Origin of the sequence: Litchfieldella qijiaojingensis (assembly GCF_014651875.1) — a bacterium.
GTDB classification, from domain to species: Bacteria; Pseudomonadota; Gammaproteobacteria; order Pseudomonadales; family Halomonadaceae; genus Litchfieldella; species Litchfieldella qijiaojingensis.
Map to the genome: position 1 here is coordinate 75,020 of NZ_BMXS01000007.1, position 15,960 is coordinate 90,979.

16 protein-coding genes are annotated in these 15,960 nt (G+C 61.6%); 5 read left to right on the forward strand and 11 right to left on the reverse strand.

Features of this window, described 5'->3' with window-relative positions; genetic code table 11:
- Positions 1–37 precede the first annotated feature (37 nt).
- The gene (locus tag IE093_RS08850; protein WP_189468275.1) at positions 38–1,033 is read left to right on the forward strand and encodes a LysR family transcriptional regulator; all 996 of its coding nucleotides are present in this window, start codon (positions 38–40) and stop codon (positions 1,031–1,033) included.
- 87 nt (positions 1,034–1,120) lie between these two features.
- Positions 1,121–2,173, forward strand: a complete 1,053-nt coding sequence (lipA, locus tag IE093_RS08855) for a lipoyl synthase (RefSeq protein WP_189468277.1) — start codon at positions 1,121–1,123, stop codon at positions 2,171–2,173.
- 12 nt (positions 2,174–2,185) lie between these two features.
- Here lipA and lipB read toward each other — a convergent pair whose 3' ends face one another.
- The 11 genes from lipB to IE093_RS08910 all read right to left on the reverse strand — a co-directional run bounded on the left by lipB (position 2,186) and on the right by IE093_RS08910 (position 12,598).
- On the reverse strand, positions 2,186–2,890 hold the full coding sequence (lipB, locus tag IE093_RS08860; RefSeq protein ID WP_189468279.1) for a lipoyl(octanoyl) transferase LipB: 705 nt from the start codon (positions 2,888–2,890) through the stop codon (positions 2,186–2,188).
- Positions 2,891–3,154: an HP0495 family protein gene (locus IE093_RS08865; RefSeq protein WP_189468281.1), complete on the reverse strand. Its 264-nt coding sequence runs from the start codon at positions 3,152–3,154 to the stop codon at positions 2,891–2,893.
- 119 nt (positions 3,155–3,273) lie between these two features.
- Complete coding sequence (locus IE093_RS08870; protein ID WP_189468283.1) at positions 3,274–4,467, reverse strand: D-alanyl-D-alanine carboxypeptidase family protein; 1,194 nt, start codon at positions 4,465–4,467, stop codon at positions 3,274–3,276.
- A gap of 64 nt (positions 4,468–4,531) precedes the next feature.
- Positions 4,532–5,527, reverse strand: coding sequence for a septal ring lytic transglycosylase RlpA family protein (locus tag IE093_RS08875; RefSeq protein ID WP_189468286.1), 996 nt, complete (start codon positions 5,525–5,527; stop codon positions 4,532–4,534).
- A complete protein-coding gene (gene mltB / locus IE093_RS08880) occupies positions 5,524–6,555 on the reverse strand; it encodes a lytic murein transglycosylase B (protein ID WP_189468288.1) in 1,032 nt (343 codons plus the stop codon). The genes IE093_RS08875 and mltB overlap by 4 nt, the downstream gene beginning before the upstream one ends.
- Positions 6,556–6,591: 36 nt before the next feature.
- Positions 6,592–7,752 carry a rod shape-determining protein RodA gene (rodA, locus tag IE093_RS08885; RefSeq protein WP_189468289.1) on the reverse strand — a complete coding sequence of 387 codons (1,161 nt, stop codon included), beginning with the start codon at positions 7,750–7,752 and terminating at the stop codon, positions 6,592–6,594.
- A gap of 2 nt (positions 7,753–7,754) precedes the next feature.
- Positions 7,755–9,641 (reverse strand): penicillin-binding protein 2, encoded by a 1,887-nt coding sequence (gene mrdA, locus IE093_RS08890; protein WP_189468291.1) that lies wholly within the window; start codon positions 9,639–9,641, stop codon positions 7,755–7,757.
- Between the two features lie 49 nt (positions 9,642–9,690).
- Positions 9,691–10,158, reverse strand: coding sequence for a 23S rRNA (pseudouridine(1915)-N(3))-methyltransferase RlmH (gene rlmH, locus IE093_RS08895; RefSeq protein WP_189468293.1), 468 nt, complete (start codon positions 10,156–10,158; stop codon positions 9,691–9,693).
- On the reverse strand, positions 10,155–10,520 hold the full coding sequence (gene rsfS / locus IE093_RS08900; protein WP_189468294.1) for a ribosome silencing factor: 366 nt from the start codon (positions 10,518–10,520) through the stop codon (positions 10,155–10,157). The genes rlmH and rsfS overlap by 4 nt, the downstream gene beginning before the upstream one ends.
- Positions 10,521–10,620: 100 nt before the next feature.
- Positions 10,621–11,295, reverse strand: a complete 675-nt coding sequence (gene nadD / locus IE093_RS08905) for a nicotinate-nucleotide adenylyltransferase (protein WP_189468296.1) — start codon at positions 11,293–11,295, stop codon at positions 10,621–10,623.
- Positions 11,282–12,598 carry a glutamate-5-semialdehyde dehydrogenase gene (locus tag IE093_RS08910; protein ID WP_189468298.1) on the reverse strand — a complete coding sequence of 439 codons (1,317 nt, stop codon included), beginning with the start codon at positions 12,596–12,598 and terminating at the stop codon, positions 11,282–11,284. The genes nadD and IE093_RS08910 overlap by 14 nt, the downstream gene beginning before the upstream one ends.
- 80 nt (positions 12,599–12,678) lie before the next feature.
- On the opposite strand from IE093_RS08910, the gene IE093_RS08915 reads away from it, so the two are divergent.
- Genes IE093_RS08915 through IE093_RS08925 form a run of 3 tightly spaced genes read left to right on the forward strand, consistent with a single transcriptional unit; the run spans position 12,679 to position 15,888 of the window.
- On the forward strand, positions 12,679–13,551 hold the full coding sequence (locus IE093_RS08915) for a hypothetical protein (protein WP_189468300.1): 873 nt from the start codon (positions 12,679–12,681) through the stop codon (positions 13,549–13,551).
- Positions 13,544–14,485: a GGDEF domain-containing protein gene (locus IE093_RS08920; protein ID WP_189468302.1), complete on the forward strand. Its 942-nt coding sequence runs from the start codon at positions 13,544–13,546 to the stop codon at positions 14,483–14,485. Before IE093_RS08915 ends, IE093_RS08920 begins: the two co-directional genes overlap by 8 nt.
- Positions 14,482–15,888 carry a bifunctional DedA family/phosphatase PAP2 family protein gene (locus tag IE093_RS08925; RefSeq protein WP_189468304.1) on the forward strand — a complete coding sequence of 469 codons (1,407 nt, stop codon included), beginning with the start codon at positions 14,482–14,484 and terminating at the stop codon, positions 15,886–15,888. The genes IE093_RS08920 and IE093_RS08925 overlap by 4 nt, the downstream gene beginning before the upstream one ends.
- Positions 15,889–15,960: the final 72 nt, after the last annotated feature.

Here is a 15,960-nt window from a genome sequence, read left to right on the forward strand (position 1 = left end):
ACCTATAAGGGTGAACTTATACCTAGCGGAATCCCAGATGTCGCGCCCTAGTCTGCTCAATCGTCTGACCTTTCGCCAGCTTCAGGTCTTCCAAGCCGTTTACCGCCAGCAATCCTACTCGCGGGCGGCGGAACAGCTCGGCTTGACCCAGCCGGCGGTCAGCGCCCAGATTCGTCAACTGGAGCAGGCTCTCGAACAGCCGCTGTTCAAGTATGCCGGCAAGACCCTGCATGTGCTGCCCGCCGCCGATGCCTTGGCCGCCTCGGTGCAGTCGATCTTCGGCCAGGTCTCGAGCCTGCAGATGGAGCTCTCCGAACTGGCCGGCACCATTCGCGGCGAACTCAACCTCGCCGCCGTATCAACTGCGCAATACGTGGTGCCACATATCCTCGCGCGCTTTCGCGCCCGTTACCCGGAAGTGCAAATTCGCTTGCGCGTCTGTAACCGTAGCCAGGCTCTGGAGCGTCTTGCCGAGCGCCGCGACGACCTGGTGATCATGGGTATGGTACCCGAGGATGCCAATCTTGCCTTCATGCCAATCCTCGACAACGAGATGATTCCGGTGGTGTGGCCGGGTCACCCGCTGCTCACCGCCAGATCGCCAACACTGGAAGATTTCGCACGTCACTACGTGCTGATGCGTGAACCCGGTTCGGGCACGCGCACCGCGTTCGAGGAATTCGCCGCTCGCGAACGGGTGTCGCTCCTGCACACCATCGAGTTGGGCACCAATGAAGCCATCAAGCAGGGGGTGATGGCGCACTTGGGCGTCGCCGTCCTGCCACGCTTGGCGGTGCAGCTGGAGCTGGCCTCGGGGCTGCTCGCTTCGCCGACACTGCCCGGCTTCCCGCTGCGGCGCTCCTGGTGCACCGTCTATCCCAAGGATCGCCACCCCTCGCCGGTGACCGAACTGTTCCTGCGCTTCGTACGCGAGCTGTTGCCGGAACTCAATGCCCACTTCCGCTCACCGCTGGAACCGATGCCTGGCCATGGGGTGGTCTGCTTGCCCATACCCGCCACCCACGACGGCTGATGCCGCCGTGTCGATGTGGTAAATTGCACGACAACGACGCACCGAGTATGGCAGCCCAAGCCGCCGAGAAGAGAGTCTCGAATCGATATGAGCAACAAACCCTCGCAGTCCGTATCCAGCGGTGAGAAGTACCGCAACGAGCACGGCGTCTCCGCGATCAAGGACGGTATGAAGCAGCGCAAGCAAGCCGAGGAGAGTGCCGCCACCGGGCGCAAGCCACCTTGGCTGCGCATCCAGATTGCCGGCGGGGAACGCTTCGAAGCGGTCAAGCGCAACGTCAACGAGCATCGCCTGAGCACCGTCTGCGCCGAATCGCACTGCCCCAACATGGGAGAGTGCTGGAGCAACGGCACCGCCACCATCATGCTGATGGGCTCGGTATGCACTCGTGCCTGTCGTTTCTGCGCCGTGGATACTGGCAACCCAAAGGGTTGGCTAGACACCGAGGAGCCGGAGAATACCGCCAAGTCGGTCGAGTTGATGGGCCTGCGCTACATCGTCCTGACCTCGGTCGACCGTGACGACCTCGACGACGGCGGCGCAGCCCACTACGCGGCCTGCATTCGTGCCATCAAGACACGCACCCCGGACGTCGTGGTCGAAGCGCTGACCCCCGACTTCGACGGCCGTCAGAGCGCCGTCGAGGAAGTGGTCGACTCCGGTCTCGAGGTGTTCGCCCAGAACGTCGAAACCGTGGAGCGGCTGACCACACGGGTGCGCGACCCCCGAGCCGGCTATCGCAAGACGCTGGATGTGCTGGCGCATGCCAAGCACCATCGTCCGGACATCCTCACCAAGACCAGTCTGATGCTGGGGCTGGGGGAAACCGACGATGAAATTCTCGCAACCTTCGATGACTTGAGAGCCATTGGCGTGGATATCGTCACTCTCGGTCAGTACCTGCGGCCGACCAAGAACCACCTGCCGGTGGAACGCTGGGTCACGCCCGACGAATTCAAACATTATCGCCAGCTAGGGCTGGAAAAGGGCTTCATGGAAGTGGCCGCCGGACCGCTGGTACGCTCCAGCTACCGGGCGGACCGGGTATTCGAAAAGAACAACCTGGGTTTGGCAGCGCCTGCCGAGGTGCCAGGCCAGGAGCTTGATCCGGATATCATCCCCGCCATCAATGTTGGTTAGCCCAACACCTAATTAGGCCGGCTCCTTCAAGCTGATGCCCTGCTCGATGCAGGGCATCGGCAATTTACCCTGCCCTGCCATCTCGATATCCCGATGCAGCAGCTCGGCCAGACGTTCGACGAGGCGTTGCGACACCGCTTCCAAGGATGGCGGTACGGCGACCAGATCGGCAAGCCGAGTCATCTGCATGCCGGTATAGCCGCAGGGATTGATGCGCTGGAAAGGCGACAGGTCGCCATTCACATTCAGTGCTACCCCATGAAAGCTGGCTCCGCGTCGGATACGCAGCCCCAGCGAGGCGATCTTGGCCTCGCCGACGTAGACCCCTGGTGCGTCTGGACGTGCATGCGCCGCGATGCCATCGTCGGCCAGCACACGGATCACCGCCTGCTCCAGTGCGGTCACCAATTCGCGGACGCCAAGCTTGCTACGCCGTACATCGAGTAGTGGGTAAAGCACCACTTGGCCGGGGCCATGATAGGTAACCTGGCCACCGCGGTCAGTCTGCACCACCGGGATATCGCCAGGCATCAACAGATGTTCCGGCTTGCCCGCCTGACCTTGGGTAAAGACCGGATCATGCTCCACCACCCAGAGCTGGTCCTGAGTATCGGCATCCCGCGTGTCGGTAAGCGAGCGCATCGCCTGCCACACCGGGCGATAAGGCTGGCGATCGAGTTGAAACACCCTGATCGGCAGCGCCGAGGCCACGCTCATTTACAGCACCATATGCACGCGGCCGGTGGCCTTGAGCGAGGCGAACAATGCCTCAAGCTGCGCGTGGCCGGTAGCCCTGATGGTCACGCGTACGGACTGGAACTTGCCATTGCGGCTGTCGACGACACTGACACGGTCGCGATCGATGCCGGGGGCATGCGTTTCGACGATATCGATGATGACATCGCGAAAGTCCTCCGCAGCATCGCCCACGATCTTCAGGGAATAATCACAAGGGAATTCGACCTTGGGAGCTTCGGTCATGAGAGTACTCGATGAAAGATATTTCCGAGCATTTTACTTACCCTATGGTCTGCGACCAAGCGGCAAAACCATGTCCGATGAGCCCGCCGCTCATCGCTCTAGCGATGAGCGGCGAACGATCAGTCGAACAGTCCACTGATGAATTGGCGGATGGCGTCGAGCAGCCGCTTGAAGATTCCACCTTGCTCGACACTCTCCAAGGCCACCAGCGGCAGTTCATCCAATGATTCGTCACCCAACCGAATCTCGAGGGTGCCGACGCGTTCCCCCGCCTGAATCGGAGCGCTGATCGATTCACGGAGATTCAGGCGTGCGGTCAGCTCGTCGCTACGTCCCCGTGGCACCGTCATGCGAACCTCTTCGCTGACACCAACCCGCAATTCGTCCTTCTCCCCACCCCAGATCCTCGGGGTATTGAGCACCGCGCCCTTCTCATAGAGCTTGAGGGTCTCGTAATAGCGGAAGCCGTAGCTCATGAGCTTCTGGGTTTCCTGCACCCGGGCCTCGTCAGAGGCGGTGCCCATGACCACCGAGATCAAGCGCATGTCATCGCGTTTGGCCGAGGCCACCAGACAATAGCCGGCCTCTTCGGTATGGCCGGTTTTCAGGCCGTCGACACTGGGATCGCGCCACAGCAGCCGGTTTCGGTTGGGCTGGCGAATATCGTTGTAGGTGAAGTAACGCTCGGCATAGATTTCATAGTGCTCGGGGTAGTCGTTGATGATATGCCGCGACAGCAAGGCCAGATCCTGGGCCGACGAGTAATGCTCGGCATGGGGCAGCCCCGTGGCATTGACGAAATGGGTGTTCTGCATGCCCAGGCGCGCCGCATGCTGGTTCATGAGATCGGCGAAGGGCTGCTCACCGCCCGCTATGTGCTCGGCCACGGCCACGCTGGCATCATTGCCGGACTGAATGATGATGCCGTAGAGCAGATCATGAATCGACACCTGGCTGCCGACCTCGATGAACATCTTGGAGCCGCCCGTCCGCCAGGCTTTCTCACTGACATTGACCATGTCATTCATGGTGATATTGCCCTGATTCAGCTCACGCTCGACCAGATACGCGGTCATCAACTTGGTCAGGCTGGCCGGAGGCAGGCGTTCGTCGGCGTTGTGCTCGACCAGAACCTTGCCGCTATCGGCATCCATCAGGATCCAGGACGAGGCCGCGAGCTGCGGCGGCGCCGGAATCATGGTCTGTGGGCTGGGTGCCGATTGGGACATGGCCGGCATGCTGACCACGGCCAAGCACAATAGCAGCAAAGTAAGCAGGCATTGGCGGCCAAAGGAAACGAAGACAACTCTCATGACTCGGGTTCTCGCATAAAGGAATCGAATGGTTACTGCATGGCATGCAAGGGATAGCGCGGATTCAGCGCCCCCCATTGACCACGAATGCTTGGGCATAACCGGCACGACGCAACTCGTCGCGCAACGGTTCGAGCTGCCCGCTGTCGGTCAGTGGACCAACCTGCACCCGGTGCAGGCTAGCACCGCTTTCCACACGCACGGGCTGGGAAAGTTCATCCTGCAAACGCGCCTTGAGCGCCTGAGCGTTGGCCATGGAGCCAAGTGCTGCTACCTGCAGATAGATGAGCTCACCCGAAACCTTGCCAGCAGCGGCTTCCGGAGCGGCGTCAGCGCCCGTTGCCGCGGCTGGAGGAGGAGCTTGAGAGGACGCCACGGCCACCTCGGTCGCCACTTGTAGAGCCTCGGACGCTGCCGGCGTGGGGGTCACGCTGCGTTCAGGTTGTCGGGACACCATCGCGCGTTGCTCGGCCTGCCACGCGACCGGATCGATAGCTTCCACTTGCACCCTCCCCGTGCCCCGTCCCAGGATGTCCAGGCGCGCCGCCGCGGCATAGGACAAGTCGATCTCGCGATCGTCATGAAAGGGCCCTCGATCGTTGACCTTGACGATCACCGAACGCCCATTATCGACATTGGTGACACGGGCATAGGTCGGCAACGGCAATGACTTGTGGGCGGCGGTCATCTTGTACATGTCATAGATTTCGCCGCTGGCGGTGGTGTAGCCATGGAATTTTTCGCCATACCAGGAAGCCACCCCCTGATTGCTATAACCGGAAGGATCCTGCAGAACCCGATAGGTCTTGCCCCAAACCTCATAGTGCTCTCGGTTGCCGCTCGCTGCTCGAGGTTCGACCCGGGGCACGGCATCGCGCACGTTCGAGACATCCGGCGGCAAATCGGGATAGGCGTCCTTGACCATGGCGTAGCGCCCAGAGGACGACGAAGCCGCCGAGGCGGAGCGCGACTCTCCCGCAGACTCGGGACGCGCACCTCCTCCGCTGGCACAGCCTGCCAATAACACTGCGACCGCCAGTCCTCCTATCCAGGCCTTCATGCCCCACCCTCCCATTTGGCAAGAATCGCTTCGGCCAGCTCGGTCACGGCCATGGCGTAGAGATGGCTGTGATTGTAACGGGTAATCACGTAGAAATTGTCGTGCCCCAGGCGATAACTGTAGGTCTTGTCGGCATGGTCGAGCGCCAACGGTATCACGCGCCTGTCGCCGTCGAACTCTCCTTCCCGCGCCGGCCGAATGCCATGTTCGGCCAGTGCTTCCAGGGTTTCGTAGGGCGGCTGCGTCTGGTTGAACGCGACTTCCCGGGGCAGTTCGTCAGGGCCCAGAGCCTCACTGTATATCGGGGCATCCGCTCGCCAGCCATGGCGAGCGAAATAGTTACCGACGCTGCCGATCGCATCCACCGGATTGTCCCATAGGTCGCGCTTGCTATCGCCATCGAAGTCCACGGCATAGGCACGGTAGCTGGTGGGAATGAACTGTGGATAGCCCATGGCCCCGGCATAGGAACCCTTCAGAGAACCGGGATCGACTTCTTGTTCACGGGTGATCTCGAGAAAGGCAAGCAGTTCGCCACGAAAGAACCTTCCTCGACTGGGGTGGTGGAACGCCAACGTCGACAGGGAATCGATCACCCTGTGGCGACCGGTGTGGCGACCATAACTGGTTTCCACTCCGATGATGGCGGCCACCACCTCCGGAGGCACGCCATATTCGGCCTCGACACGCGCGAACGCCTCGCGATGAGCTTCGATGAAGTCGACACCGCGCTCGATTCGCTCGGGCTGCAGAAAGATCTCGCGATACTCGTCCCAGCGCAATCGACGTTCGGCGGCACCGGCCATGGCGTCGAGCACCCCTTGCTGATATTCAGCTCCTTGCATGACATCGACCAGCCAGCTCCGCTCGATACCCTTGGCTTCCAACTCGTCGATCAAGGCAGCCACATCGTCATGTTGACCGGGATCGAAGTTCATGGCGGCCTGGGATGCCAACGGCAACAAGGACAGCCACAACCCGGCGGCGAACCACCACGCCGCTCTTCCATGAGGTCGGGAAGCCTTCATGATCTTTGTTCTCCCTGAGTCAGCGCGCTCATGAGCCTATCGTGGTAACAGTCGGCGGTGGGCTTGAATCGACATGAGGATACCGAAACCAGCCAACAAGGTCACGCTGGAGGTGCCGCCATAACTGACCAACGGCAGCGGCACCCCAACGACCGGAAGAATACCGCTGACCATGCCGATATTGACGAACACATAGATGAAGAAGGTCAGGACTATGCTTCCGGCCAGCAACCGACCGAACGTATCCTGAGCGGCATTGGCCAGCCACAGGCCACGGCAGACGATCAACAGATACAAGGTCAGAAACAGCAATATGCCAACCAACCCGAACTCCTCGCCCAGCACGGCAACGATGAAGTCGGTGTGTCGCTCCGGGAGAAACTCCAGTTGAGATTGCGTTCCCTGAAGCCAGCCCTTTCCGAACACCCCGCCACTGCCGATGGCTGTGGTCGACTGAATGATGTTCCACCCCGAGCCCAAGGGGTCGCTCTCGGGATTGAGAAAGGTAAGCACCCGCTGACGCTGATAGTCATGCATGTTCAGCCACAGCAAAGGCAATGCGGATGCCGCCAGCGCTCCAAGGAAGGCGATGAGGCGCCAGGAGAGTCCTGCCAGCAGCACCACGAAAGCTGCCGCGCAGAGCACCAGCAACGACGTTCCAAGGTCTGGCTGGCGGGCGATCAGCAATACCGGCACTGCCATGATTGCGGCACATACCAGCAGGTCGCGCCAGCGTGGGGGCAACTCACGCTGACTCAGGCTAGCCGCCAGCATCATCGGCATCGCCAATTTCATTAGTTCCGAGGGCTGGAAGCGAATGATGCCGGGAATCACCAGCCAACGTTGTGCTCCCATCCCCATGTCACCCATGACTTCCACGGCGACCAACATCAACAGCGCCGCGCCATACACCACCGGCGCCCAACGATACAACGTCGCGGGGGAGAATTGTGCCAGCACGACCAGCGCCGCCAGGGCTATCCCGAAGCGTGTCGCCTGAGCGATCACCACATCCAGGCGCTGGCCACTGGCGCTATACAGGACAGCCAGCCCAGCCGCCATCAGGGTCAGCAACATCAGCAATAGCCAGGGATCCAGGTGTATTCGTGTCCACAGGCCACGACGCCGGACCATGCCGCTTTCCGGGGGACGTACTGGATGACCTCTCACCGCACGGGTCAAGACGACGAGTGCCATGTTTACTCCTCGGCTTCCAACAACGCTTCCACGTTGCGATCGTTCTCTTCGGGCTCGAGCAACCAAGCGTCGGTCATGGCACGTGCCAGGTGTGCCGCATGGGTACTGCCACCACCAGCATTTTCAACGATCACCGAGACGGCGATCTGGGGATCCTCAAGCGGGGCAAAGGCAATGAACAACGCATGATCGCGCAGCCGCTCGGCCAGCTCTTCGGCGTTGTATTTCTGATCCTGGCCCAGCGAGAAGACTTGCGCGGTGCCTGACTTGCCCCCCATGCGGTACTTCAAATCCGCACCAATGCGTCGCGCCGTGCCTTCGCTGCCCGAAACGACCTTTTCCATTCCGGAGAAGACGCGGTCCCACCACTCATCGTTGTCGAGAGTGATATCGTTCTTGGTATCGGGCAAGTTGGTTTCCACACTGGTGTCGCCGATGCGCTTGGCGATTCTCGGTTTGACCCAGTGACCGCGGTTGGCCAACACGGCGGTCGCCGTCGCAAGCTGCAAAGGGGTAACCATCCAGTAGCCTTGACCAATCCCGACCGACAGTGTCTCACCTGGATACCAGGGTTGATTGAAGCGGGCACGCTTCCAATCGCGATCCGGCAACAGAGCGGCACTTTCTCCAAACACATCGTGAGTATTGCGCTCGCCGAAACCGAAGTCGTGCATACGCGACGATAGCCGGTCGATCCCCAGATCATGGGCCAGAGTGTAAAAATAAGTGTTATTGGAGACGGCGATCGAGCGTTCCATATCGACCTTGCCGTGCCCCCAGCGCAACCAGTTGCGATAACGGCGCGAGTCGTTGGGCAACTGGAAATAACCGGGGTCGTAGATAGTCTTGCCTGGGGTGATCACGCCCTCGATCAACCCCGCCAGGGCCAGAAACGGCTTAACCGTCGAGCCCGGCGGGTATTGACCGCGAATGGCACGATTGAACAACGGCAAGTCGATGTCCTCCTGCAAGGCCTGGTAGGACGCCGAGTCGATGCCGGTGACGAAGCGGTTGGTGTCGAAGCCAGGCGTCGACACCATGGCGAGAATCTCCCCGGTCGCCGGCTGAATGGCCACGATGGAACCACGCCGCCCATCGAGCAACTCATAACCCAGAGCCTGCAGATCCTTGTCGATGGTCAGGGTCAGGTTCTGCCCCGGTACCGGATCGGTACGCCCCAATTCACGCAGCACACGGCCGCGCGCGTTGGTTTCGACCTTGCGCAACCCCGCCTGGCCGTGCAACTCCTCCTCATAGAAGCGTTCGACTCCGGTCTTGCCGATGAAATGGGTGCCGGCATAATCGCCGACATCCAGCTCCTTCAATTCCTCGGCGTTGATACGCCCCACGAACCCCAAGGCATGAGACATGATGTCGGGATCCGGATAATAGCGCAGCAACTGTGCCTCGACCTCGACTCCAGGCAGGCGATGGCGATTGACCGCCAAGCGCGCGATCTGCTCCTCCTCCAGATCGCTCATCAACAGTGCCGGTTGAAAGGGGCGCTGACGTTGGCGCGAGCGCTGGTGGAAGGCTTCGACCTCTTCTTCCGGCAGATCCAGCAGGTCCACCAGAAGCGTCAGGGTCGCCTCCAGGTCATCGACCCGCTCGCGCACTAGGGTCAGGTTGTAGGTCGGACGATTCTCGGCCAGCAACCGACCGTTGCGGTCGAAAATCAACCCCCGGGTCGGGGGCAAGGGCTCTACCCGCACCCGGTTGTTCTCCGAGCGTGTGATATAGACCTCATGCTGGAAGACCTGCAAATACACCAGGCGCCCCATCAACAGGCTGGTCAGCAGCATGACCACGAGTAGGGCCAGCAGCGAGCGGATGCGGAAGGTACGCACTTCCTGCTGCGTGTTCTTCAGCGCCGGGCGAGGATTACGCATGGACGAGGCTCGAGTCGGTCATCGATATCGATAGGGCTAGTGGAATCGGTTAGCGATGATAGGGATGTCCCACCAAAAGCGTCCAGGCGCGATAGAGCTGCTCGGCGAGCAGAATTCGAACCAGGGGATGTGGCAACGTCAGCGGAGACAATGACCAGCGCTGATCGGCGCTTGCTGACAAGCTTGGCTCCAAGCCGTCGGGCCCACCTACCAGCAAGGCAACGTCACGCCCTTCCAGGCGCCAGCGGTCAGCTTCGGTGGCAAGGCGTTCGGTGCTCCAGGGCTGTCCACCGACTTCCAGGGCGACAAGGTGCTCACTGCCCCGCAGGCGCTCGCGCATGCGTTCCCCTTCCAAGGCCACGGCCCTGGCCACATCGGCATTCTTGCCCCGTGCACCGGGGGGAATTTCATGAATCTCGAGGGCAAAGTCACGCGGCAAGCGCTTGCGATACTCCTCGACGCCACGCTCGACCCAATCGGGCATCCGTGTCCCCACCGCCAGCAGTTTGAGCTTCACGCTCGGCCCCCGCCTCGCACCTCTTCCTCGGTGTCACTGGGCAGGTCGGACCACAGGCGCTCCAGGTCGTAGAGACGGCGGGTTTCCGGCACCATGACATGCACCACCAGGTCTCCGAGGTCGACCAGCACCCACTCTGCACCGGCACGCCCCTCCACGCCCAGAGGTTGCATCCCCTGTTCCTTGACTTTTTCGATCAGATTATTGGCCAGCGCCGAGACATGCCGAGAGGAGGTACCGCTGGCCACCAGCATCAGGTCGGTCACACTGGTCAGGTTGGTCACATCCAGAGTGACGATGTCCTGCCCCTTGAGTTCTTCAAGGGCGTCCACCGCCAAGGTCTTGAGTGCGTCGATGTGCATAGCCCCTCTTCGTAATGGATTGCTTCTTTTTTCATTCTACTCCTTTGTGCCCGGCTCGGCAGCGCCAAAACGTGAATTCGCCAACCGAAACGGGCATGCCTCAGCGATAAAGGCCGTGAGTCCGGATATGGCGTTCGACCGCTTCCGGCAGCAGATAGCGCACGCTGCGCCCAGTGGCGAGGCGCTGGCGAATGTCGGTGGCGGAAATGGCCATGCGGCTAGGCAACGATAGGCGCAACAGCCCACCACAAGGAGTCGCGAACAATTCTCGAGAGGTGCCGACTTCCCGCTCACCAACCAGATTGGCCAGGGCGGCGGGCAACGCCGAGCGATGATCGGGGCGCTCGATCACCACCACATGGGCCAGCGCGAACAACCGTTCGGGCTGGTGCCAGGAAGCCAGCTTGAGAAAGGCATCGTGCCCTACCGCCATGACGATTCGCGCCTGCTCACCCAATTCTTCGCGTAGGGAAGCCAAGGTGTCGGCGGAATAGGATGGACCTTCGCGGCGCAGCTCGCGGGCGTCGGCCACCAAGCCCGGCGTATCGCCGATGCCGGCCTCGAGCATGGCCAGGCGCTGCTCGCCGGAGACGCCGGGAGCCGTGCGATGCGGCGGCACGTGGGCAGGAATCAGGTGGACCCGGTCAAGGGCAAGGGCTTCACGCAACTCCACCGCGCTGCGCAGATGCCCTAGATGCACCGGATCGAAGGTACCCCCCAACATGGCCACGCGGAGCACTGCGCTTTCGCTCGCCCCCTGATCAGCCACGGACATGCCCGTCGCCAAGCACCACGTACTTGCGCGTCGTCAGGCCCTCGAGCCCCACAGGCCCACGCGCATGCAGCTTATCGGTGGAAATGCCGATTTCCGCGCCCAGTCCGTATTCGAAGCCATCGGCAAATCGGGTCGAAGCATTGACCATCACCGAACTAGAATCGACTTCGGCCAGGAAGCGCCGGGCCAGGCCGTAGTTCTCGGTGACGATGGCATCGGTGTGATGCGAGCCATAACGCTCGATGTGGGCCATGGCATCTTCGATGCCATCCACCACGCGAATAGCCAGCACCGGGGCCAAGTATTCCGCCGCCCAGTCTTCCTCGCCGGCGGGAACCACCCCCTCCACAATCGACCGGGTGCGTTCGCAACCGCGCAATTCCACGCCATGTTCAGCATAAGCGGCGGCCAGCCGGGGCAACAGCTCAGCGGCGACCGGCGCGTCCAGCAACAGGGTTTCCATGGTGTTGCAGGTGCCGTAGCGCTGGGTCTTGGCGTTGACGGCAATGGCATAGGCCTTGTCGAGATCGGCCGTGGCATCGACGTAGACGTGACAGACGCCATCCAAGTGTTTGATCACCGGCACTCGCGCCTCGCGAGAAATACGTTCGATCAGTGATTTGCCACCACGCGGAATAATCACGTCGACGTACTCGGGCATGGCGATCAAGCATCCCACCGCGGCCCGGTCGGTGGTCGCCACCACTTGCACGGCCGAAGTGGGCAACCCGGCTTCCCGCAGGCCAGCATCGATACATGCAGCGATGGCAGCATTACTCTCTCGCGCTTCGGAACCGCCACGCAGGATGCACGCATTGCCCGCCTTGAGACACAGGCTGGCAGCCTCTACCGTGACATTGGGCCGAGACTCGTAGATGATGCCGATTACCCCCAGCGGAACACGCATCTGACCGACCTGAATGCCACTCGGCCGTGAACGCAGGCCATCGATTTCCCCGACGGGATCGGGTAGGGCCGCAACCTGATGCAGCCCTTCTATCATGGCATCGATACGACCGTCATCCAGGGCCAGGCGATCCAGCGGGGCCGCGTCGAGCCCCGTCTCGCGCCCTCTTGCCAAATCGCGGGCATTGGCATCGAGCAGGCTCGTGCGGGAGACTTCGAGGTGACGCGCCATGGCCAGCAGCGCCGCGTTCTTGGCCGCGGTATCATGGCGGCGCATGGCGGCGCCAGCGGCTCGTGCCGCTTGCCCCAGCGACGTCATATAGGCGACGACATCATCGCTGCTCGCGGCGGTGTCTTTGACGTTATCATCGTTGACAGGGGATGCGTGACGTGACATGCCGTAGAGTGTCTCCTCGCAGGGGAACCACGCTCGATGGCGAGCGTGGCAAGGAATGGAAGGAACTATAGTAAGTCACCATGGATAGCAAGTACAAAACCAACCTGTTCCGGTTCCATCTACTGCTCGGCGCCGGCGTACTGGCACTGCTGGCGATACAAGCCACCCAGGAGACGGTACGGGCACTGCTCTGGCTGGGGACGTTATGGCTGGTCGGGTCGGCCACCCTGCACGAACTCAACCAACGCTGGCCCACCCGCACTCCCTGGCAGTTGGTGCCGGCGCTTCTGCTGGCCAGCCTGCTGTGGCTATCCCCAGGGCAATTCGCCTGCTGGCTATGGGCATTTGCGATCCTGTTGATGCTGCCACAGCCATGGTGGCTGATATCGCTCAATGTTCTGCTGGCTGCCCTGAGTTGGTGGCGAGTGCAGGCACACCTGAGTATCGAGCAGGGCATGTCGAGCGCGCTGATCCTGACGGCATTGATGCTGCTCGGCCTGGCACGCTCACTGAATTACCGCCCTTTATGGCAAGGCGTCAACGAGCGAGCTCGCTTGATGCCTGGAACGCGACTGTGGACGGCGTCTCAATTGCTCGAAGACCTTCCCCGTGAAAGCGCCCGCAGCGATCGCGAAGGCACCCATACCGAGCTGATATTGCTACGCACCCACTATCACCATTGCTGGTCATTGGCACAAACCATGTGTCGTGCACTCGAACCTTTCGAGCACTGCTATCGGGTCGACAACAAGACCCTGGCCACCTTGCTGACCAGCCGTGACATCGCCCATGCCCATCAACGCCGCGAGTCCCTGCTGGCATCGCTGCACGGCCCGCACCGTATCCGCGCGGTATCGCTGGCCTACCCACTGACACTGGAAGCCGAGTGCCAAGCCTTGGCCAGCCAGGATCGGGACCTGGTCATCATCGAGAAGGTCACACCCCATGCATGACGAAAAGCTCTGGCCCTCTCGTTTATTTGCCCTGATCTACGCCGTGGGGGCTCTGCTGATGCTTGGATATGCCGCCTGGCACTATTTGATGGGCGATTTCCTGCGTATCCTGCTGCCAGCCGTCCTGGCCCTGCTGCTGCTAAGCGCTGCCCTGCTGCGCCTGGCCAGCCAGCGTTACCAACGACTTTCCTCCTACCTGGTGCTGATCAGCAGCTACCTACTGCTAGCTGTCGAGCTAGACCAAACCACACAAGGTACGGCGCTGTGGATCGGGCTCCCTCCCCTGTTGGCATTACTGCTTCTGCCATTGGGCCCCGCCATGCTGCTCAACCTGATACTTGCTCCCCTGTGGCTGGCACTGCCGGCAGACGACCAAGTGACCCAGAACATGGCCTTCACCTACCTGGCAGTCATCGTACTGGGCGCACTGGCACCGCTGGAGCAGCGCCGCCAGCGAGCACTGCTCGAGGCAACAGACCCCATGGACTCTGAATGCCAGGCACTCAACGCACCAGCCATTCAAGAGCATCTCGACAGCGAGTTTGCCCGCGCCACGCTGCTGCAACGCCGACTAAGCGTGCTGGTGGTCCATCTGCCGCAACTTGAAATGGCGCACGAGCAATTCGGCTCGCGCCTACGTCTCGAGCTATTGCAGCGGTTCTGTCGCGTCGCCCACCATACTTGCCGTGCGCATGATAGCCTTGGCCGCATCCGGCCATCGCTGTTCTGGCTGTTGCTGCCGGATACCGGGGAAACCGGCGCCCTGATGGTCAGGCACCGCTTGCTCTACGCTCTGGATGCCACGGTATTGGCCGAGACCGGTGCCATTGCCTCACGCATCGCAGTCTGCTCTCCATACCCCAACGAAACCCGGGCCACTTTCGAACAACGCCTGCAGATCAAGGGACAGGCACTGATGGAGTCAACGCATTGAATCTGGCCGACTGGCTATTCCAACTCACACCATCCCCACAGTTGCTGCTATTGATCATCGCCGTGATTGCCTTGGTCGAATGCCTGGCCTTGCTGGGCCTGGTGATCCCCGGTGTGGTATTGATGACTGCCGCCGCCTCGATGGCCGGCCATCAGGAGCTAGCCACGATGCCCGTGCTGCTGGCAGCCTTCCTGGGAGCGGTGGTCGGTGACGGCTTGAGCTTTGCCTTGGGCTATACCCAGCGTGAACGTATCCCGCGTCTATGGCCCTTCGACCGTCACCCCGAGTGGCTCGCCCGAGGTGCCCGCTTTTTCCAGCGCTACGGCACGTTGTCGGTGATATTCGGGCGCTTCGTCGGACCGGTTCGCCCTATCGTGCCGATGATTGCCGGGATGCTGCACATGTCCCCCTGGTCTTTCGGCTGGGCAAACGTGTTATCGGCCCTGCTCTGGGCGCCAGCGTACGTACTACCCGGTTATCTGCTGGGCCGCACCTGGCAGCAGCTTCTCAAGGTGCCACCAGGCCTGCATCAGTGGCTGGTGATTCTGGCGGTTATCATTCTGGCCCTGGCGGTAGGCTTTTCCTGGCTACGCCATCAGCTTGCCCGGGAGGGACGCCTCTATCGTACGACAGCCCGCATGGCGCGGGGACGGCGCTGGCGCCGGCGACTATGGATATCGCTTCGCGCCCAACGACCACGCGGCGAATTCCCACTGGCGCCCTTGATTCTGATGGTACTAAGTTTATCCACTTTGTGTGTATGGACACTGCTGGTGCTGAACGCCGACGGCCCGCTGGCCATGGATCTCCAGATCCATACGCTGTTCACGAGTCTTGACTGGCCCGCGCTGCTGACCCTTGGCGAGATGCTGGCGAGAGCGGGTGATGCCTATGGCGTGGTCGCCCTGGCCCTGCCCTGGGGAGTGTGGCTGCTGTGGGCGCGTCACATCTCGGCGTTCGCCCACCTCAGTGCGGCACTGGGCGGCATCGCCGTGGCCAATACCTTATTCAAGCAGTTGGCCGACCGCACAAGACCGGATACCCCTGAGTACCTGGCCGGTTCCATGGCCTACCCTAGCGCACATGCCTCCACCGCGGTGGTGCTGTATGGTCTGGCGGCAGCCTTCATCGCCCAGGAACTACCAGCCCGCTGGCGTTTCTGGGCATACTGGGTAGCCATTGCCCTGTGCGTGCCCATGGCGCTATCACGCCTGGTGCTCGGGGTTCACTGGGCCAGCGACCTGATCGGTGGCGTCTTGCTGGGGCTGGTCACCTGTGCCTTGGTGCGCATCAGCTACCACCGCTTCGCTCACCGCCCGCTGAACCCGGCACCCTGGCGTTGGTTGGCCACGGCCTCGCTGGTGCTATTGGCCGCTCGCCTGGCTTGGCTGTCTCCGGCCTGAGGAAGCGCTGAATAAATCGACGAACGGCATCAAGCGCAAGGCGCCCGGAGCACAGGAACCGGAGCATATGGG